The 20,700-nt window shown below is 43.5% G+C and carries 11 protein-coding genes and 1 tRNA gene; 5 read left to right on the top strand and 7 right to left on the bottom strand.

The features are described from left to right. Nucleotides 1-30 precede the first annotated feature (30 nt). From AC3E9V_RS07710 to AC3E9V_RS07700, 3 genes are all read right to left on the bottom strand, one after another. Nucleotides 31-2,466, bottom strand: a complete 2,436-nt coding sequence (locus AC3E9V_RS07710) for a TonB-dependent receptor (protein WP_488752612.1) — start codon at nucleotides 2,464-2,466, stop codon at nucleotides 31-33. 247 nt (nucleotides 2,467-2,713) lie between these two features. Beyond that, on the bottom strand, nucleotides 2,714-3,985 hold the full coding sequence (locus AC3E9V_RS07705) for a sensor histidine kinase (RefSeq protein WP_488752611.1): 1,272 nt from the start codon (nucleotides 3,983-3,985) through the stop codon (nucleotides 2,714-2,716). Between the two features lie 112 nt (nucleotides 3,986-4,097). Then, a complete protein-coding gene (locus AC3E9V_RS07700; RefSeq protein WP_488752610.1) occupies nucleotides 4,098-4,775 on the bottom strand; it encodes a response regulator transcription factor in 678 nt (225 codons plus the stop codon). A 263-nt stretch (nucleotides 4,776-5,038) separates the two neighbouring features. Between AC3E9V_RS07700 and AC3E9V_RS07695 the strand changes: the two genes are divergently transcribed. The 3 genes from AC3E9V_RS07695 to AC3E9V_RS07685 all read left to right on the top strand — a co-directional run bounded on the left by AC3E9V_RS07695 (nucleotide 5,039) and on the right by AC3E9V_RS07685 (nucleotide 12,719). Then, entirely contained in the window at nucleotides 5,039-6,904 is a 1,866-nt protein-coding gene (locus tag AC3E9V_RS07695; protein WP_488752609.1) for a tetratricopeptide repeat-containing sensor histidine kinase, read from the top strand. Beyond that, complete coding sequence (locus AC3E9V_RS07690) at nucleotides 6,876-7,643, top strand: LytR/AlgR family response regulator transcription factor (RefSeq protein ID WP_488752608.1); 768 nt, start codon at nucleotides 6,876-6,878, stop codon at nucleotides 7,641-7,643. The genes AC3E9V_RS07695 and AC3E9V_RS07690 overlap by 29 nt, the downstream gene beginning before the upstream one ends. Nucleotides 7,644-8,021: 378 nt before the next feature. After that, on the top strand, nucleotides 8,022-12,719 hold the full coding sequence (locus AC3E9V_RS07685; protein ID WP_488752607.1) for a T9SS type A sorting domain-containing protein: 4,698 nt from the start codon (nucleotides 8,022-8,024) through the stop codon (nucleotides 12,717-12,719). Nucleotides 12,720-12,836: 117 nt separating this feature from the next. Here AC3E9V_RS07685 and AC3E9V_RS07680 read toward each other — a convergent pair whose 3' ends face one another. The 3 genes from AC3E9V_RS07680 to AC3E9V_RS07670 all read right to left on the bottom strand — a co-directional run bounded on the left by AC3E9V_RS07680 (nucleotide 12,837) and on the right by AC3E9V_RS07670 (nucleotide 17,134). Next, nucleotides 12,837-14,099, bottom strand: coding sequence for a cation:proton antiporter (locus AC3E9V_RS07680; RefSeq protein ID WP_488752606.1), 1,263 nt, complete (start codon nucleotides 14,097-14,099; stop codon nucleotides 12,837-12,839). A gap of 268 nt (nucleotides 14,100-14,367) precedes the next feature. Next, nucleotides 14,368-15,384, bottom strand: a complete 1,017-nt coding sequence (gene murB, locus AC3E9V_RS07675) for a UDP-N-acetylmuramate dehydrogenase (protein WP_488752605.1) — start codon at nucleotides 15,382-15,384, stop codon at nucleotides 14,368-14,370. Nucleotides 15,385-15,445: 61 nt separating this feature from the next. Continuing rightward, the gene (locus AC3E9V_RS07670; protein ID WP_488752604.1) at nucleotides 15,446-17,134 is read right to left on the bottom strand and encodes an amidohydrolase; all 1,689 of its coding nucleotides are present in this window, start codon (nucleotides 17,132-17,134) and stop codon (nucleotides 15,446-15,448) included. A 517-nt stretch (nucleotides 17,135-17,651) separates the two neighbouring features. Between AC3E9V_RS07670 and rpsA the strand changes: the two genes are divergently transcribed. Beyond that, entirely contained in the window at nucleotides 17,652-19,928 is a 2,277-nt protein-coding gene (rpsA, locus tag AC3E9V_RS07665) for a 30S ribosomal protein S1 (RefSeq protein ID WP_488752603.1), read from the top strand. A 101-nt stretch (nucleotides 19,929-20,029) separates the two neighbouring features. Then, a tRNA-Cys gene (locus AC3E9V_RS07660) sits at nucleotides 20,030-20,100 on the top strand. A gap of 151 nt (nucleotides 20,101-20,251) precedes the next feature. Here the strand turns inward: AC3E9V_RS07660 and AC3E9V_RS07655 are convergent. Further along, on the bottom strand, nucleotides 20,252-20,689 hold the full coding sequence (locus AC3E9V_RS07655) for a nucleotidyl transferase AbiEii/AbiGii toxin family protein (protein WP_488752602.1): 438 nt from the start codon (nucleotides 20,687-20,689) through the stop codon (nucleotides 20,252-20,254). Between the last annotated feature and the right edge of the window lie 11 nt (nucleotides 20,690-20,700).

Raw genomic sequence — 20,700 nt, 5'->3', positions numbered from 1 at the left:
CAATTATCAATCTAACTATTACTAATGCAACTAAAAGTCTGAATCATCCATACCGTTTCCATCATAACCTTGTCCTCCCTCACGCTCTTTCTTTTGATTGAGTCGATAGTTAAGGGTAAGGATAAAGCTCGGCCCTCTCCTCCACTGCCAGGTGGATCGCTCGTAAAATGTAGGTAGCTCGGTAACCGATCTCCATTTTCTTGAGTTAAACACATCACGAACACTTAAGGAGAGAGTCCCTTTTTTATTCCAGATATCTTTAGACAATCCTATATCCATGACCGTGACGGCCAGGTCTCTGCCCTGGGTTTCTTTTTCAGGCGCCCGATAGTTTACGTTTACCTGTCCGTTAAAATCATTTCCAAATTTGAAATTATTACTAATCCGGGTAGTGAAAGTAATTGCTGTTGCCGCAAGACTAATGGAATCTCCTACTGACCCGCTGGTCTCACTTCGGTAAAAATTAAAGTTTCCGCTTACCCGGTACCAATCCGTAAATTCATGAGAAGCGTTTACTTCAATGCCTAAAGCATCGTTTATCCCGATGTTATATGGCACTCTGTATCGTTCATTGTTTTCATTAGGCGCCAGACTAACTCGACGTATCAGTCCATCCGTATGCCGATAGTAGACCCCGTAGTAAAATGACGAATTCTCAAGATTTTGAAGAAACCCAACTTCATATGAATCAGTAAACTCTGGCTGTAACTCAGGATTACCTACACGAAAATTTCTATTATCCGTAAATGAACTGAATGGATTGAGTTCTCTGAACCGAGGACGATTTATACGTCGACTGTAGCTAAGCTGCAGCTGATTTTCTTCCGTAAGTTTGTAAGTGAAAAATGCGCTTGGGAAAAAATTGGTATAGTTCCATCCCTGATCATCAGCTCCCTCTCTTTCCGTACCGATATCTGTAGTCTCCGATCTCAGTCCTACCTGCCAGGAGAGGTTATCCATTTCATTACTTACGATTCCATATACTGCATGTACATTTTCATTATACGCAAAATTGGTACTAAATTCTTCCAGCCGGATGAAATCATCCTCCATTGCATCTTTGGAATCTACTGTATAGATATTCCTGACATTACGTATGGTGCTTCGAAAACCCGCTTCAATCTTACCATTTTCAAAAACAGGCTGTATGTAGTCTGCCTGTAACATGATCCGTTCTTCGCCTTCATCATTTCTCACCTTTTGGAAAAGTTCCGGAGTACTACCTTCTTCACTTATACCTTCATACTGGACAATATCCGATTTTTCGATTTCATTATTATTCTGATATTGCACATCAGCTGTAAGCTTATGCTCATCACTACTAAAGGTTCTTGTTAGATTAAGTGAGTATTCCAGGTTTTCATCACCCTCTGTTTCCTCATCCTCTCTTCGGGTATATCCAATCAACTCATCACTGATATTATAATCTTTATAGGTAAGCTCTGTATCATTAAGCTCATCTGAATACCTGTAAAGAAACGATGTGGTGAGCGTTGTTTTCTCCGAGAGGTAAAAATCCGCCCCAAATCGCACATTATTTCCCAGTCCTCCTCTTAAATGATTTCGATCCAAGTCAGTAAACTTAGTCATCAGGTCATTGTAAGTAGTATCTTCTCTGTACTCCTGAGAAGCTCCTCCTCTACCCGGCGACTGCCGGTAATCAATACCATAGTTTACAAAAAGATTTACCCAGTCTTTGCGAAAATTCATATTGATAGAAGCTCCGTGATTATGCGGGTACCCGCTACTAACCTGAAAACTACCGTTTAAGCCATGCGACTTTTCCTTTTTAAGAATGATATTTATGATTCCTGCCTGCCCCTCAGCATCGTATCGTGCCGATGGGTTGGTAATAATCTCCACACTTTCTATCAGGTTACCTTGTAACTGGCGCAAAGCATCAGTGCTGCTCAAGCCAACCAGCCCGGAAGGTTTTCCGTCTATCAACACCTTCACATTTGAGCTTCCTCTCAGCTGAACATTTCCTTCCACATCCACCGTCACAGAGGGCAGGTTATCTAAAAGGTCCGAGGCGCTTCCCCCCAGATTACTGAGATCCTTGCCAACATTATAGACTTTCTTATCCAGATTGAGCTGCATCTGAGTCCGATCAGCCTGCACTACCACCTCATCAAGTTCCTTATTGGATGGGGCCAGAGATACGATTCCGAGAGAGACGTTTGGATTCCCAGGACCCACCTGAACATTGGGGATATCCCTAACCTCATAGGTTACAAACTGTACCCTAACCGTATAACTACCAGCCTGAACAGGAATGGAGAAAGCCCCTTGGGCATCTGTGATGGCACCCGTTATCAAACTATTATCCAGAGATTTCAATAAACTCACGGTAGCAAATTCCAATGGCTGATCGGTTTCACTATCCAGTACTTTACCTTCTACCTGAAAGGACTGAGCAGACAACACAAAAGGGAGAAGGGTTAATAAGATTAATATTAGTCGCATTTGGTTTTTGAATTTGACTCAAAGGTATAGAGGTAGTCTGAGCGAAACTTGATTGAATTCTGAAGCAATTCTGAAGTTTCATGCGTTCAAAATTTTTGTTTTTTTTGAAATGAAAACAAAAATTCTCGCACGCATGGAACCGCTCCCTGACGTGGCTCCAATCAGGACGTCACGTTCGCTTTCGCAAAAATTTTAATCATCCGAGGTATAATTTCGGACGCTGAAAATTTATGCTCATTTCATGTAACTACATATATTTTACATTTTCCCAACTGATCGACAACTCATGTTGTTTGGATCTTATGCTGTAATCCACTTCAAAGCCATGCTCATCACATATTTTTTTAACAATGGAAAGACCTAATCCCGACGAATCGGGGTTTTCAGAACCCTTCTTAAACCTCATAAAAAAAGTTGATGTTTCGCCCTTCAGCTCTTCCCCGGAATTAACAATACTGAGTTTTTTTGTGTCAAGGTGTACCGTGATATGGCCGCCACTATGATTGTGTCTGACTGCATTATTGAGCAGGTTGGTAACAAGAATCTCCAACAAAACCTGATTTCCTTTGACTTTTACATCTGAACTGACCTCAGACTGCAAGGTGATCGACTTTAGTTCGATCAGCTCTTTAAAATCAAAAAGGAGCGCCCTCACGAGCTCACTCAGGTCTACAGTAGTAAAATCCGAGAACTCTTTATTCTCGATCTTGGTCAGTAAAGAAAGAGAATTACCCATTTTACTCAATCGACGTAGAGCCTGCTGGGCAGAGGTGATCAGTTCCATCTGCTCCTCTGTAATATTATTGGACTCCATCAGCAGTTCCAGCTTTCCCTGCGCTATGGATATAGGAGTCTGAATTTCATGAGATGCATTTTCACTAAACTCCTTTAAAGACTGGTAATCCCGCATTGCTTTACTTGTCATATCTTCGATGAAGCGATTGAGCTTCTTAAACTCAGAAGTAGATGAATTCGGTAATTTCAGCTCTCCTTTTTGCCGGATAGAGAAATCACGAATAGCAGCAAGCGTGCCCTGAAACGGCTTGAACACATAGTAGGACGTTATAAAACTGAGTATTAAAAGAACTCCCAGCAGGAGTAGGTAGGTTTTGATCATTGACTCTCTCACCGCATCTTCTATGTCATCTTCCTCAATGATTAGGTCATAGAGTATGATCTTATAGGCACGTCCGTTTACCCGCTTAATTACATCGAGCTTGAGGTGAGGTTCTATTCGCTGTAAGGTAACATGCGTAACCAGAGTATCGGAGAATACAGGTCGTGTCTCAGCAGTTAAGCTATCCAATGGCTCGATGATCATTTTTTCACGAACCATTTTACGATCAGGTTTTCTATGCTCCAGATACCCCATAACAGACTGAAGCCTCTCTTCAAGAAACCATTTTTCCTCCTTTTCGATTTCACGACTCATGGCATTGTAAGTGAACGTGGCCCCGATCAGAAACACAACAGATGAGATCAGCAGAAAAAGCAGCGTTATTTTAAAGATCAACTTCATTTTCTTATTACTTATTACCTAACAACAGGGGACACTTCTAACCCTCTAACTTCCAACTTCTAACTTCCAACTTCTAACCTCTAACCTCTAACTTCTAACTTCTATCCTCTAACTACACCTTCTTAAACTTATATCCTACTCCATACACCGTCTGCAAATAATCATTTCCACCAGCTTCGGCTATTTTTTTCCTCAGGTTTTTGATGTGCTGATAGACAAAATCAAATGAATCAGCGGTATCCATATAATCTCCCCAGAGGTGTTCAGCAATGGATTGTTTAGTAAGTACCCGGTTTTGATTGAGCATGAGATATTGGATCAGTTCAAACTCTTTTCGGGTTAGGTCCAGCAACCTGCCGTTCACAAACACTTCAAATGTATCGGTAATCATTTCGATCTCCTCAAAAGTAATTTTATCATCGCCTTGCTGGTTTTTCCGACGAAAGATGGCCTTCAATCGCGCATTGAGCTCCGCCAGGTGAAAGGGCTTGGCCAGGTAATCATCCGCCCCCAGGTTGAGGCCCTGAAGCTTATCATCGAGTGCATTTTTCGCCGAGATAATCAATACACATAATGAAGGCCAGTTTTCCTTGATAGAACGTAGCAGGTCCATTCCACTCCCATCAGGCAGCATCAGATCCAGGGCCACCAGGTCATACTTGTAAGCATACAGCTTTTCCACGGCCTGCTGGTAATTAGCAGCTACTTCGCACACATATCCTTCTTTACTGAGGTAGGACTTGATATTGCTGCTTAGCTGATCATGATCCTCTACAACTAGTAGTTTCATTATTTTACAAAAGTACAGGGGATTTCTGAAGGAATTTTGAAATGCCAGTTAATCCCTTTGCTGTTTTCGAAATATAATAGGTCTTTTTTACTCTGCCCTGTCCTGCAAATAGTAATAGCAGTTAACCAACCTTTATAAATTTAAAAGGCCATTTTGTGAAATAATATACCCGGTACATCAAACGAAGACCTCTAATTTCCTCACCTGTTAAGTTTATTGCCTGAGAATGATTATTTTAGAAAGTGCTTCATAATCTACTAATCGTGCTTAGTTTATTGGTGTGCCAACCAGACAATGGAGAAAGGGACAGTCTGAAAGGGCTCTACCTCAGGCAAAATGGAAAACAACGTCTTCAATCGATCATTGCATTAGCTGACTCGTATACAAGCTCGTCTCCGGATTCCGTTCAGAAATATGCCCGTATCGCATTATCTAAAGCAAAGAACCAAGGTTTGTCTAAAGAGCAAACTGAAGCATTGCTCCTCATCGGGCAGGCATTTCGTATGACTCAAACCTATGATTCAGCTGAAATTATTTATCAGCAAGCTATGGAAGCGGCTCCTGATGAACTGCTGGTTGCCAATTCCTATATGGGACTTGGAGGCATTTTTTATGCATCCTTTAAATTTGATAAAGCTCTTGAGTCTTTCATATCGGCCACTACCATCTTTGAAAAACTCAATAATGAGGACCGGCTCGCAGCTGGGTATTCTAATATAGGACTGGTACTCAATGCCTCTAATAATGATGAGGAAGCTTTGGAATACTTTCGTAGATCCATTTCTATTTCACGAAAGAATGAGAAGGTAAAAACATTACTGCCTGCGTTGGTCAATATCTCAACGCTGTTTCTAAAAAATGATCAATATGATTCTGCAATTCAATATTCACAGGAGTCTTATGATATTTCTATTCGATCTAACCATAAATACGGGCAAGCCAAATCACTTAGTATTTTATGCCAATCACATATTGCTGTTAACCAACCGCAAAAAGGACTCGAAGAAGCAACAAAAGCACGCAAACTCTTTGAGGAGTTGGGTATCATCAGGTCGTCATTGACTGTCCAACAATATGAAGCGCGTGCATTAGAAATGCTGGGTCACCATGCCAGGGCATTTGACATAGCACAGAACCTTGAAAGTCAAAAAGAAAATCTTGGTGGCAATGACCTGGAACATCTATACCTGCTTCTGTCAGAGCTCTATGAATCTGAAAATGATCATGAGCTTGCACTACACTACTATAAACTCTATCAAACAGAGCACGAAAATTTTATTAGTCGGGAAAAAGACCAATTCATTAATGAATTAGAAACAAAATACGAAACAGCTGAAAAAGAGCAGGAAATTACTACACTGAAACAACAGAATCGTATTCAGGAACTGATAAACTCCCGCAAAAATCTTGTCATCGCATTCACTGTAAGTGTATTTATTTTGCTAACCATTTCCATTATCTTTTTTTATCAAAAGAGATTATTGGTTCAAAACGAACAAATAGCCATACACAAACAGCAGCTCCTTCGCTCCCAGATGAACCCTCACTTCATCTTCAATGCCCTTACATCCATACGAGGCTATCTCTTTGACAAAAATGACCTGAAAGAAGCAGTAAATTACCTGGGTAAATTTGCTAAACTGATGCGAATGGTCCTTGATCACAGCTCCCGCGAATGGGTAAGTCTGGAGGAGGAACTGGAGGCATTAAAGATCTACCTGGAAATTCAAAAAATGCGTTTCAATCAGGGCTTTAGTTATGAAGTGACCATAGACCCCGACATCCCGGTGAAAAGCATCAAAGTACCTCCGCTGCTGGCCCAACCTTTTGTAGAAAATGCGATTGAACACGGGTTTAAAAACATCAACTATGAAGGCAAGGTGGAGTTTACCTGTAAGTCAGACGGGGAACTCATCAGGTTTGTGATCCGGGACAATGGCATTGGGATAGACCATGTAGCTGAAAGGGCAGAGCATGAGTCCAGGGCGCTTCGGATATTTAAACAGCGATTGGATATACTCAGTAAACGTCTCAAAGTAAACCTTTCTTACCTGATCAAAGACCTGGCCTCCCAGGGAAAAACAGGAACACTGGTTGAGTTTGCATTACCTACACAAAGCAATGTATAAGGCGGTGATCATAGATGATGAAAAGCAGGTCATCAAAGACCTTTCGGGGCTTATAAAAATGTATTGCCCTAAACTGGAAATCGCAGGTTCAGCTTCCAGCACTACAGAGGCACACCACCTTATTGCTTCAGCGAGTCCCGATCTGGTTTTTCTGGATATTCAACTGGATGATAATACAGGTATAGAACTGCTGAAAAGTCTGGGTAAAACGGACTTCCAGGTCATCTTTGTTACTGCCCATCAGCAGTATGCCGTAGAGGCATTCAAACTAAGCGCTATCGACTATTTGCTAAAACCTGTGGATTCCGAAGAACTCATACTGGCCGTAGATAAAGCCATTGAAGCTTTGAACCAACAGGTGTTAAAAACTCAGCTGAATGCCCTTATTCATAACCTCGGGCAGGAATTCAAACCAAAAAAGATTGTCCTCACGGATATGGAAGGCGTCCATATTATAGACGTATCGGATATTTTATGGTGTCATGCCAATGGCAGTTACACGGAGTTTCAACTTGAAAACGGACAAAAAATGGTCGCATCCAGGCACCTGAAGACTTATGAGCAGGTCCTGGGAAAATATGACTTTTACAGGATACACAGATCCTACCTGCTGAATGCAAACAGTATCGTGCAGGTGAACCGTTCCCAGGGTGTAGTCGTGATGAAAAACAATCATGAACTGCCCGTAAGCATTCCGCCGGAATCCTTAAGACAAATACTTGATCATTTGCAGGGTTGAGGCTGGATTTGTTACTCTTACCAGGCTTTGACTAAAAAATGGCGCCCCAATGGGGCTAAGCTTTCGGTTTTATTTCTCGTTACCAAAATCCCGGCCCAATGGGCCTGACCATAAGGTGCTGTTTTGCCCCATCGGAGTGACATTCCTGCAGCAGGCTCAAAGCTTTACCCACATCCAAAAGCAGGCTTGCAACTGTTACCAGAATACCCGTCCTCCGGCCTGTCCGCATCGACTTTCGGTAACACTTTAGGCAAAGACAGCCTTTTAAAGGCTCGTCAAACCACACCCTCTTTTCGTCAAACGAAATCCCATACCCATAAAAACATAGAATTTTTCCATGATTTAATAGCCATATTCAAAGAAAAATTTGAATTTATCATGGAGAAAAGAATCACTGCTTTAATACATTTTCAGCCCCTGAAAAAGTACGTATTTATTATCATCTTCCTGGTTTCGGGATTGCCATCCATTAAAGCCCAGACGGTGATATATGTAGATCAACAAGCCACCGGAACCAATGATGGATCGAGCTGGACCAATGCCTATACTGACCTGCAAATAGCAATTGATAATGCCTCTTCCGCTGGTGGTGGTCAGGTATGGTTGAAAGCCGGGACGTATTACCCGACAACAGGAACAGACCGTTCCATTGCTTTTGAGCTGAAAGACAATGTGCAACTATATGGCGGCTTTTCAGGAAGCGAAATTTCCCTTTCGCAACGTGACTGGAAAACCAACACAACCACCCTCTCCGGGGAGATCAATACGGCAGGTGAAACCGACAACTCGTATAATGTGATCAAAGCGGATGCGGCAAACATTTCAAATACAGTTACTATTGACGGGTTTGTAATAACAGGTGCCAATGATACCGGAGCACCTGCTCAACTTAATGGCGGAGCGCTTTTCATTTCAGGATCATTCGGTGGCAACCGTACAATCCATATCGTCAACTGTACCTTTCATAATAATTTTGCATATGCCCGGGGAGCAGCAATACAATCGAGCGTCCAGAATACTTCAGGAGGAAACATGTACGTTACAAACAGTATCTTTCATGACAATGCGCAACTTATTAGTTGTACAGGATGTGGTGGTGTAGCAATATCCACTCGTCTGCCAACGACTGTCCAAAACTGCCTTTTTTATGATAATGCTACCAATACCTCGGGGAATGATGATATAGAAGGCGGAGCGATCTACCAAATTTATGGCATTCTCAATATTGTGCAGTCCACTTTTTATAATAATTATGCAAAAACCAGCGGTGGAGCCGTTACTGTGTGGGGCTCAGGTGCCCATGCGAATATTTACAACTCCATCTTCTGGCAAAACAATGCCTCCACCGACTCAGAGATCAGTGCGGTAAATGGCGCTACTGTTACGCTTTCTAACAATGTTGTAGAAGGTGGCTACACCGGCACAAATATTTATGACACTAATCCCCTTTTTGCAAGTACTACATCTCCGTATGATTTAAGCCTTCAGGCCTGCTCACCGGCTATCAATGCAGGAGATAATTCATTCGTACCGACTGAACTTACTATTGATTTTGCCGGAAACCCCCGGATTTTTGAAAGCATTGTGGACCTGGGCGCTTATGAAAAGCAAAGCTCACGTGTGACCATTGCGTCTACTGACGTAACTGATGTGACCTGCAATGGTGAAATTGACGGAAGTCTGACAGTAAATGCGACAGGGGGCGTATCTCCCTACGAATACAGTATCGACGGAGTTAATTTTTCTTCGAATAGCACATTTACAGGACTATCCCCTGGTACTTACTCATTAGCAGTCAGGGATGCCGGAGGTTGCGTGGCTGCTACAAGCGTCACCATCTCAGAACCAACTGTCCTGTCAGTGGATAATATCACCTCAACTGATGCATCTTGCCACGGAGCAACCGACGGAGAAATGATCCTTACCGTGAGTGGTGGTACTCCGCCCTATTCCTATAGCCTGGATGATATTACTTATCAATCCTCAGCTACATTTACCGGTCTGGCTGCCGATAACTATGCAGTATATATTAAGGACAGCAACGAATGCCTGCTTTCAGGAAGCCTGACTATTAGCGAACCTGATCCTCTGGAGCTCCAGCTCAAAACCTCAGCCGATGCAACATGTAACGGAGGAACGGACGGGTCTATCGACCTGAAAGGAAATGGAGGAACTGCACCATATACCTACAGCATCGATAGTGTAACCTTTCAGACTTCCGGATTATTTGGAAGCCTGGAAGCCGGAACGCACTCATTTACCATAAAAGACGATAACGAATGTACGATAACCAATTCATTCAGCATTTCAGCTCCAACCGAGATCACAGCCACACCATCCTCAACGACCACTTCTACCTGTGGTGCCAGCGATGGCTCCATTGAGGTGACTACATCCGGAGGGACGGCCCCTTATTCTTACAGCCTCAATGGTGGTACCGGCCAGAGTAGCAATCTTTTTACAGGACTGGCTTCCGGGAGTTATGCCATTGTGATAACCGATGATAATGGTTGCCAGCTCAGCATCACCACTTCTGTAGATGATCCTGTAGCTACCTCAATCAGTCTCGCCGTAACCGGTGCTTCCTGTTATGGATCAGGAGACGGAAGCATCACTGTAACTGCTTCCGGAGGAGCTTCGCCCTATGAGTATAGCATCGATGGGATCGTATATCAGAGTTCCCCTACCTTTTCCAGCATACCTGCCGATACTTATACTATCTATGTAGAAGATGCCAATAACTGCATTGCGAGTGAATCCGCAACAGTAAGCCAACCTGATCTTCTTTCTCTGACTTCCTCCGTCATCGATTTGAGCTGTAATGGAGAAAATACAGGAGAAATCTCCCTGACAGCATCAGGAGGTACATCTCCGTACCAGTATAGCATAGATGGCATCAACTATCAGTCGGCTTCCACTTTTAGCTCCCTGTCAGCGGGATCCTATAACATCTATGCGAAAGACGCAAATAATTGTGTCGTCACAAATAGCGTGACCGTCGATGAGCCGGACATGCTGGGGCTGACTTCAAGCAAAACAGATATTTCCTGTAATGAAGCGGATAATGGGACCATCACCACCCAGGCATCAGGCGGTACCGGGACATACGAGTACAGCATTGACGGCACCAGTTTCCAAAGCTCCGGTTTGTTCACCGGCCTTGAATCAGGAAACTACACACTTACCGTGAAAGATGCCAACGGATGCACTACATCCTCAAACATAACAATCAACGAACCAACCGAGCTGATAACATCTGCTACTACCTCAGGAACATCTACCTGTGGAGGCGACGATGGAGCCATCGGGGTATCGGTAAGCGGGGGAACAAGCCCTTATCAGTATAGCCTGAATGGAGGGAGCACTCAGACCAGTAACACCTTTTCAGGACTCTCTGCAGGAGCATATAGTATTTTAGTGACCGATGACAATGGCTGTGAATCCACACTTTCGGCTTCTATCAGTGATCCTGTCACCTCCCAGCTATCCACTACTTCAACGGACATTTCCTGTAACGGAGCATCTACAGGTACAATTACAGTCTCAGTAACCGGAGGCATTTCTCCTTTTGAGTTTAGTATTGACGGTTCATCATTCCAAAGCAGCAATGTTTTCGAAAACCTCCCGGCAGGAACCTATTCTGTTTCTGTAAAAGAAGGGAGTAGCTGCATTCAGCAAACGCCTGCAATAACCCTCAATGAACCCGATCCGGCAACTACCTCCATAACTGTAAATAACATAAGCTGCAATGGAGTCGATGATGGCGAACTGATTCCTTCCGCAAGTGGCGGCACACCACCATGGTCCTGGAGTCTGGATGGCACGAATTTTCAGCAAAGTGGATTTTCCAATCTCTCTGCAGCCACCTATGATATTACATTTCGGGATGCTAACGGTTGCGAAACAGTAGTGCAAAAAATAATTTCTGAACCTGCTGATCTGACTTTTACAGCTGTATCTAACACAGACGTAAGCTGCAATGCTGGAAGCGATGGCTCATTCAGCTATGAAGGGTCCGGAGGCACTCCTCCGTATGAATACAGTCTTGATGGGAATACCTTTCAGTCATCTCCTCTATTTGAGGGACTGGTCTCCGGAGACTATACGCTCACCATCCGTGATGCAAACAGTTGCACCGCCACCATAGATCATACGGTAAGCGAACCTGCTCCATTAAACGGAACCATAAGCAGCACTGATGCCTCATCCTGCAATACCAGCGACGGAGCAATAGAGATCAGCCTGACAGGTGGTACATCACCCTATACGTATAGTTTAAATGGTGGTGCTCCCCAAAGCAGTAACACCTTTGAAATGCTCACCCAGGGAACATATAATATCACTATCCAGGATGCAAACGGCTGTGAACTGACTTTCACAGATATGCAAATCGGATCCACGTCCATGACCACAAGCATAAATATAACTGATGTCAGCTGTGCCGGAGGTGCCTCCGGAATTCTGGAGATCTCCACAAACGGCGGTACAGTTCCTTACGAGTACAGTCTGGATGGTACATCCTTCCAGGATGGGTCAACCTTTTCTTCTCTGGCTGCGGGATCGTATGAAATCACCATCAGAGATTCGAATGGCTGTCTGGGAACCGCAAGTGCTGAAATAGTTGAACCATCCGCCCTGACTATTTCAGTTAGTCAAAACCTGGATGACTTTACAGTAACAGCCTCAGGTGGTACAATGCCTTATGAATATTCCGTAGATGGAATCAATTTTCAATCGGCATCAACCTTTAATGACCTGGCTTCCGGAAATTACACCTTCACAGTAAAAGATGCGAATGGATGTCTGGCGAATTCAGAGGAATACAGTTTTGTACTTACTGCCTCCATTAGAGATGAATCACCCGATATTTTTCCCAACCCAGTTAAGGTGGAACTGAAAATAGAGGGGATTGAGTTTGATCATCTGATTTTATTTGACCTCAACGGAAAAAAGATCCTCAACTCCGATAATAACAGAGTTGAAATGAAACAACTAAGGGAAGGCACCTATATTCTCTATCTCTATGATAAGAAAGGTCAAACCCTGCATACTCAAAAAATCATAAAAAGTCTCTAAGGATTAACGAGCTAAGGCAGCAAATCAAAACCATGGGTTTTGATTGTACCCGGCCTCAAGGAGGTCGGGTTGCTTATTTCTTAATGAGATTTTATCACCTTTTATCCAATGGGGTGACTACAAAGCCTTCTTCATAAACCGCTCCCGCATCAAAATAGGCAGACTAAATCCCTGAAAGAGAATAGACGCTACTACTACCACATAAGTCATGGTAATCAATAGCTCCTTGCCCGGGAAGCTCTGCATGGCAAGAACTAACGCGATGGGTAACCCCCCTCTGAATGCGCTCCAGGTGAGTACGGGAACGGCGTTTTTATCAAATGTTCCCTGTCCACCCATCAGTTTTATGGGGAAAAAGATACTCAACCATCGCCCAAACATCACCACATTTACAGCAAGAAAACCTGCAGCGAAATAATCCAATCGCCAGCTAATGACGAGCATTTCCAGCCCCATCAGCACAAAAAGCATGACAGCCATAGTTCGCTCCATCAGGTTCCAAAACTTATAGACATAAGGACCTACAGAGCCTTTTTCCTCAGGGCTTCCTGATTCTTCCCGCCCCATATTCCCGATCAACAGCCCCATAATAAGTGCTACCAGCTTCGAATAAATGTTAAAATACTCCGAAATAAAAGACCCTGCCAATACCAGAGCCAGGGTGACTAATACTTCCACCTGGACATCCTCATTATCAATAAACTTAAGTAACAGGTAGCCGATATACCCCATGGCCAATCCAATTGCGACCCCTCCGAATATTTCACCTACAACAATACCTGATACCTGTAAAAAAGTGAGGTCCTGATCTCCCGCTTCTATGGCTATATGATATAAAACAAAAGCCAGGACTACTGAAAACGCTCCATTGAAAAGGGACTCCCCTTCAACTTTGATTTCAAGCATTTTGGGTAGAGCAAAGTGTTTGGTTGTGTTAGTGGCAGAAATAGGGTCTGTGGCAGATATCAGTGCTCCAAACACAAGACTGTACATGTAGGTGATCTCAATCTGTAGCCAGTTAAGTAAAAAATAGAGCAATGAACCTATGACGAAAGTAGAGATGATGCCGCCGGCTATAGAAAGGAAAATCACCTGCCATTTTTGATCTCCCAACTTTCGGATGTCCATATTGAGTGCTCCTGCAAACAGGATAACACTGATCACCACCCGGTTAAGCACTTCCCGGAAATTGAAAGCATTTACATGCTCTGCCAGATTCAGTGAAGGTATGACCTTACCCATGAGGAGGACGCCCACAGACAACAAAAGTGTGAGGATCATCAAACCTACTGATGACGGAAGCTTCAAATAAAAAGTGTTCAGGAAAATGAAAAGTCCGGAAAGGCAGATCAACAGGGCAATAAGATCAAAAACATGCATGATTATATATAGTTATGGCGCAATGATAGGATATAGAGGCCTTACATGTATTCTATGGATTATGGTAAAAAAAACTCGGTATTTTTACTTATTTACGATGACAAATTAGCTGGTTAGTAGCATTTTAGCAACAAGTTTAATGAAATTATTTATTCCATATCAGCCTGATTTAAGCTCCCTTATTCCTGCTGCCCGAACAGCGTTTAATTAACCCTCTTTTTAAAGTTATTGATAAGCCTTAGGAGGCTACACATTAGGTTTATACAATTTATACAATGTTTACTTCAGGGTCAAGTTGTATACCAAACTTCTTAAAAACGGAATCCTGAATTTCCTTCGAAAGGTTCAGCAGGTCTTTCCCCTTACCTCCGCCATGGTTTACCAAAACCAATGCTTGCTTATCATGTACGCCTATCGCTCCTCTTCGCATCCCTTTCCAGCCACACTGATCTATCAGCCATGCAGCAGGCATTTTAGTATAATTGTCATCTACCGGATACCCGGGTGCAGCTTCAAAAGCCGCTTTTATGGCTTCATAATATTCCGTTTCCACCACCGGATTTTTAAAGAAGCTCCCTGCATTCCCGATTTCAGAAGGATCCGGTAATTTCGACTGACGAATATTGATCACCGCCTGGCTTACACTTTTAAGTGAAAGCTCTTCCACCCCCATAGCTTCCAGCGTTTGTTTCAGATTACCATATGAAATGTTATATACAGGTTTTTTAGATAACCGCAGGTAAACCCTGGTAACGATATATTTATCCCGCCGGGGTCCTTTAAAAACAGAATAGCGGTAACCAAATTTGCAGTCCTCATTATAAAAACGGACGATCTTACCCGTTTTGACCTCATAGGCTTCCAGAGAATGAAACACTTCTTTTATCTCCACTCCATAAGCCCCGATGTTTTGCATTGGTGCAGCACCCATGGTACCGGGTATTAGCGACAGATTCTCTATACCTCCAAACCCCTGCTCCACACACCAGAGTACACATTGGTGCCAGTTTTCACCCGCACCAAAACTGACCAAAACTGAGTCATTCGCCTCCTCTTCTACACGAATGCCTTTAATTTCAATTTTCAAAACAAGTCCCAGAAAATTCCGGGTAAAAAGAATGTTGGATCCACCGCCCAGAACCATCTTTTTTCGCGCTTTAAAACGTTCCATAGCAAAGAGTTCTTCCAGATCTTCAGGTTTAGCAATACTGGCTTTATGCTGGGCAGCTATGTCCAGATGAAATGTATGATGGTCCTTAAGGGAAAAGTTTTCTTCGATCAGCACTGTCGATTCAAAAATTTGAAAGCAAAGTAATCAAACAATCCTGAAAGAACCCTCCTGAAAATCATTTAGCATATACAACCTCTCCCCCTATTATAGTCATTTCAACATTGGTGTTCAGAATATCTTCTTCCGGAATGGTCATAATGTCCTTATCGAGGATTGTGAAGTCCGCAAACCTCTCCTCCTCTATTGAGCCTTGCCGGTCATCCAAAAAAGCTCCGTATGCCGCCCAGAGGGTATAAGATTTCAATGCCTCATCCCTGGTCATCTTTTGTGAAGGTTCATAGCCTCCTTCAGGCTTACCCTCTAAAGTTTTTCTTGAAACAGAAGCATAAAAACTAGCCAGGGGGTTTACCGGCTCCACAGGAGCATCCGTTCCGTTTACAATTTTTGATCCATCGTCAATCAGGGCTCTCCACATATAAGCGCCATTTTCTATCCGCTCTTTTCCGAGGCGTTCTATAGCCCATGGGCGATCTGAAGACATGTGGATAGCCTGCATGGCTGGAATCACCCCGAGTTCTGCAAAACGAGGAATGTCATCAGGATGAATATGTTGTGCGTGTTCTATTCGAAAGCGATGGTCTTCAGAAATTTCAAATTTTGCCTCAAAAGCCTTCTCATAGATATCAAGAACCTCCCGGTTTGCCCGATCACCAATCGCGTGCGTACATACCTGAAATCCATTTTCCAATGCCTGGTTCACTACGGATTCAATTTCATCCATTGGAGTAGTGTTATGACCGTGTACGCCCTCTGCATCCTCATAGTCTTCCAGCAACCAGGCCCCTCTTGAGCCCAGGGCTCCGTCAGCATACAGTTTTATAGAGCGGATGGTGAGGTGTTCGTCATACAGATCCAGCTGAGGACCTTTTTTATAGTAATTAGCCAAAAGTGCCGAATCTCGCCCATGCAGCATCACGTAAAGCCGTAGCTTCAGTCGATCATCCTGCGCAAAAGCCTCAAATAAGTCTATGTCCTTTTGGCCTGAACCTGCCTGATGAAAAGCAGTAATGCCATTTTCCACACATTCCCGGATCGCCAGCTCCAGCAGCTGCTCCCTCAGCTTATCACTTCCCTCAGGGGTTTTGCCCGATATTAGCCCTTGAGCCGTTTCATTAAAGATCCCGGTAGGATTTCCTGATACATCGCGAAAGACCTCCCCCCCTGAGGGATCCCCGGTTGATTTACCTATACCCGCTAATTCCATTGCTTTAGCATTAGCCAAACCAGCGTGACCACTGGCATGCTTCAGCCAGACAGGGTGGTCAGGCACTGCATCACTTAATCGGTGATGGGTAGGAAAGCCTCCAAACATCTCCTCGGGAGTTTGCTCCCACTTATCCTGGTGCCACCCTCTGCCAAGTATCCATGTTCCTTCCGGAGATTTGTCAGCACGACTTTTGACCATTTCTATGACCTCAGCATAACTTTTAGCCTGTCGCAAGTCTACATTCAGCTGGTTAGCACCGATCCCCATAATGTGGGCATGTCCCTCAGTAAATCCCGGATAAACAAATTTTCCTTCCAGATCCAAAACCTTCGTGCTATCTCCTTTAAGCCCAAGGATCTCTTCCTTGCTGCCTGCTTTTACGATCAATCCTCCTTTAACAGCAACTGCCTCTACATTAGGTCGTTGATCATTTGCTGTATAAACTGTCCCATTAACCAGGATCAGGTCAGCATGATCAGTTGATTGTTTGCAAGAAAAAAACAAGATCGTTGTAAGGAGAAATAATATCTTCTTCATGGGGCGTTTTGATTTAGTCAAGTTATCTCTGTCGAAAATAGTTCTTTTCATTTGTTTAAAAGTTTGGTGAAATAAGCCGGGCCGCGTAGGCCGGGCCGCGTAGGCGGTTTGCTACCCAATTTTGACGGTTCGCCGCTGCGATCATGTGCAGTTGGCCTGCGCGGCCCGGTGTTCTCAATATTTGGGTCGGACCGCGTAGGTTGAGACTACGCGTGCGGACGGCTAGTCCCCGGCATCATGCTCATTTCATAGAAAACCGAAATTCCTTCAAAACGTTTGGCTTTATTCTCAGTTTCCGACATTATAATTAAGGAGCCGCAAACCAAATAAAACGACCTGTACTGGTTTTCCTTCAAAATGAATGACCGTCGAATTACAATTTTGAATTTAATCATTTAACTTTGCGCTCCCTTCGGGTGAAGGGTTTCGTTTAGCTGATAAACGAAAATGGTAAAATAAAACCTTTCATTCTCATGACTCAGGGAGTGAAGGTGTATCACAGAGTCATTTTTATATTATGGCAGAAGATAAAAAAGAAGAGCTCCAGGAAGAAGTAGAAAACCAGGAAGCTCCAAAAGCTGAGCCCAAAAAAGAAGAAACTAAAGAAGAGGCAAAAGCTGAAGAATCGGCTCCTGCAGAGTCAGAAGCTGAAGAAGCCAAAGAAGAAGCTCCTGAAAAGAAAGAAGAAGAAGCGGAAGAGGAGAAAGAGGAAGCTGAAGTAAAGGCAGAAAAAAAAGAACCATTTCCTGAACCGGCACAGACTCCGGAAGTTGCTGCTCCAATAGCAGAAGGCAGCGACGATATCTGGGACACTTCAGATGAAGATGGTTTTGGCGAAGAATACTCAGAAGCCGACCGTAAAAAAATGGAAGAGCTTTATGAGTCTACCATGAACCAGATCTCTGAAAAAGAAGTGATGACCGGTTCCGTGGTAGGTATCACTGACAGAGATGTGATCGTAAACATCGGTTTCAAATCTGACGGACTGGTATCTCTTTCTGAATTCAGGGACCTTCCTGAGCTCAAGACCGGCGATGAGGTAGAAGTATATGTGGAGGAGCAGGAAAACGCCAACGGTCAGCTCGTACTTTCAAGAAGAAAAGCTAAAATCGTTAAAGCCTGGGAAAACATCCAGAAAGCACTGGATGAAGACCTGGTTATTGACGGAGTAGTTAAGCGACGAACCAAAGGAGGTTTGATCGTGGATATATATGGAGTAGAAGCTTTCCTTCCGGGTTCACAGATCGATGTGAAGCCTATCAGAGACTTTGATGTGTTTGTAGGCAAGAAAATGGAAGTGAAGGTTGTGAAGATCAACTACGCTAATGATAACGTAGTAGTCTCTCACAAAGTACTTATCGAGAAAGATATTGAGAAGCAGAAAGCTGTTATCCTTGAGAACCTTGAGAAAGGTCAGGTACTTGAGGGTGTGATCAAAAACATGACCAACTTCGGTGTATTCATCGACCTTGGTGGTGTAGACGGCTTGCTTCACATCACAGATATCTCATGGGGACGTATCAATCACCCTGAAGAAGTGCTTAATCTTGACGAGAAAGTCAATGTTGTGGTACTTGACTTTGATGATGATAAGAAGCGAATCTCTCTTGGCATGAAGCAGCTTACTGCTCATCCTTGGGATTCACTGGATAAAGGCATTGAGATAGGGTCTAAAGTAAAAGGTAAGATCGTAAACGTAGCAGATTACGGCGCATTCCTTGAGATCATCCCTGGTGTAGAAGGTCTTATCCACGTTTCTGAAATGTCCTGGTCTCAGCACCTGAGAAATCCACAGGATTTCATCAATGTAGGTGACGAACTGGAAGCAGTAGTTCTGACTATCGATCGGGACGAAAGAAAAATGTCTCTTGGTATCAAGCAGCTTACTGAAGATCCATGGACCAAGCAGGATGTACTTACCAAGTACGCTGTGGGGACCAAGCATACAGGTATCGTGAGAAATCTGACCAACTTTGGCTTGTTTATTGAGCTTGAAGAAGGAATTGATGGTTTAGTGCACGTATCTGACCTGAGCTGGACCAAGAAAATCAAGCATCCATCTGAGTTTGTGAAAGTTGGAGAAGAGCTGGAAGTAGTGGTTATGGAGCTTGACGTTGATAACAGAAGACTTGCTCTCAGCCATAAGCACCTGGAAGAAAACCCATGGGATACATTCGAAACTGTATTCACCAAAGGTTCTGTTCACAAGTGTACCGTAATCTCCACAAACGATCGAGGTGCTATCCTTGAGCTCCCTTACGGACTGGAAGGTCAGGTTTCTTCTAAAAATCTCCAGAAAGAAGATGGCACCAACGCCAGCGAAGGAGAAACACTTGACTTTAAAGTGCTTGAGTTCTCTAAAGATGAACGAAGAATTGTACTTTCCCACACTTCTACCTGGAAAGAAGGTGCTGAGCAGCCTGCTCCTGACACCCCTAAGTCTTCCGGTAAAAAAGGCGGCGGAAAGGGCAAAGGAAATACGCTGAACAAGATCAACCAGGAGACTGAAAAGTCTACATTAGGAGATCTTGATGCGCTTTCTGCTCTGAAAGAGAAGATGGAAGCTTCATCTAAGCCAGCAGCTAAGAAGGCTACCAAAGCTGAACCAAAAGCAGAAAAGGCTGAGGCTAAGGAGGAAAAAGCAGAGGCTAAAGCTGATGAAGCTAAAGAAGAAAAGGCTGAGGAGAAAAAATCAACAGCCAAAGCTAAGAAGTCTGACGCTAAAGAATCTGAAGCCAAAGAAGAAGATTCAAAAGCAGAGGATAAAAAAGAAGAATCAAAAGATTCTGAATAAATCTTTAAACCGGGAGGGTTTTCCCTTCCGGTTTAATTTCATAATTGTTTAATTTGCACTCGCAAACAGAAAAGTCAGCAAAAGTGTTGATTAAATAAGATGGTCGAGTGGCCGAGTGGCTAGGCAGAGCTCTGCAAAAGCTCGTACAGCGGTTCGAATCCGCTCTCGACCTCAAACTAAAAAGACCCGCTTCGGATGAAGCGGGTTTTGTTTTTTATAGGCATTACAAGTTTTACTTGTTAAATGACTGTAAAAACAAAACTACGTAAGTAGGTCTTTTAGTTTGAAACTCCCCCAACCAGGATCAGCACAAGCTAATCCGCTTATGATGATGGAAAGTGATAGTCGCCTATAAATAATTTTATCTTCTTCATAGCAATTACGATGGATTCCGAAGACGGCAAATCATTTGACCAAATTAAACCTGAAAGTTCGTTGTAGTAGGTAGCATCCAAAGACGCCCACATTTGGTCAATGTCCTTCATTAGTGGGGATTCTGCAATTGGAACAGATAACCAATCCCCGGCAAAGGTCCTGTTTTGAAAGTCATCCTGAAGCACCAATGTGATAAGTTCATGATTTTCTTTTGTGAGAAGCTTGCCTTTCAAATCCCCCTCCTGAAGCAGTTTGAAGAGGTCATAGAAGTGCCGGATCTTCTCTTTCAAATCTTGCGGACCCTGGTAGGATAAACGAACCAGTGACATCAGCTTTTCGAAAAATGTCCTTTCTCTTTTGAGAACATTTATCCTGAACGGTTCCAACTCATACTCTT

This window comes from Marinoscillum sp. HNIBRBA16962 (genome assembly GCF_057801515.1).
The sequence above is the reverse complement of the archived record's forward strand: the minus strand, read 5'-3'. Positions and strand labels throughout refer to the sequence as shown.

Excerpts from the sequence above, each read along its gene's own strand:
- AC3E9V_RS07710 (WP_488752612.1), bottom strand. The coding sequence starts at position 2,466 with ATGCGACTAATATTAATCTTATTAACCCTTCTCCCTTTTGTGTTGTCT.
- AC3E9V_RS07705 (WP_488752611.1), bottom strand. The coding sequence starts at position 3,985 with ATGAAGTTGATCTTTAAAATAACGCTGCTTTTTCTGCTGATCTCATCT.
- AC3E9V_RS07700 (WP_488752610.1), bottom strand. The coding sequence starts at position 4,775 with ATGAAACTACTAGTTGTAGAGGATCATGATCAGCTAAGCAGCAATATC.
- AC3E9V_RS07685 (WP_488752607.1), top strand. The coding sequence starts at position 8,022 with ATGGAGAAAAGAATCACTGCTTTAATACATTTTCAGCCCCTGAAAAAG.
- AC3E9V_RS07680 (WP_488752606.1), bottom strand. The coding sequence starts at position 14,099 with ATGCATGTTTTTGATCTTATTGCCCTGTTGATCTGCCTTTCCGGACTT.
- AC3E9V_RS07670 (WP_488752604.1), bottom strand. The coding sequence starts at position 17,134 with ATGAAGAAGATATTATTTCTCCTTACAACGATCTTGTTTTTTTCTTGC.
- rpsA (WP_488752603.1), top strand. The coding sequence starts at position 17,652 with ATGGCAGAAGATAAAAAAGAAGAGCTCCAGGAAGAAGTAGAAAACCAG.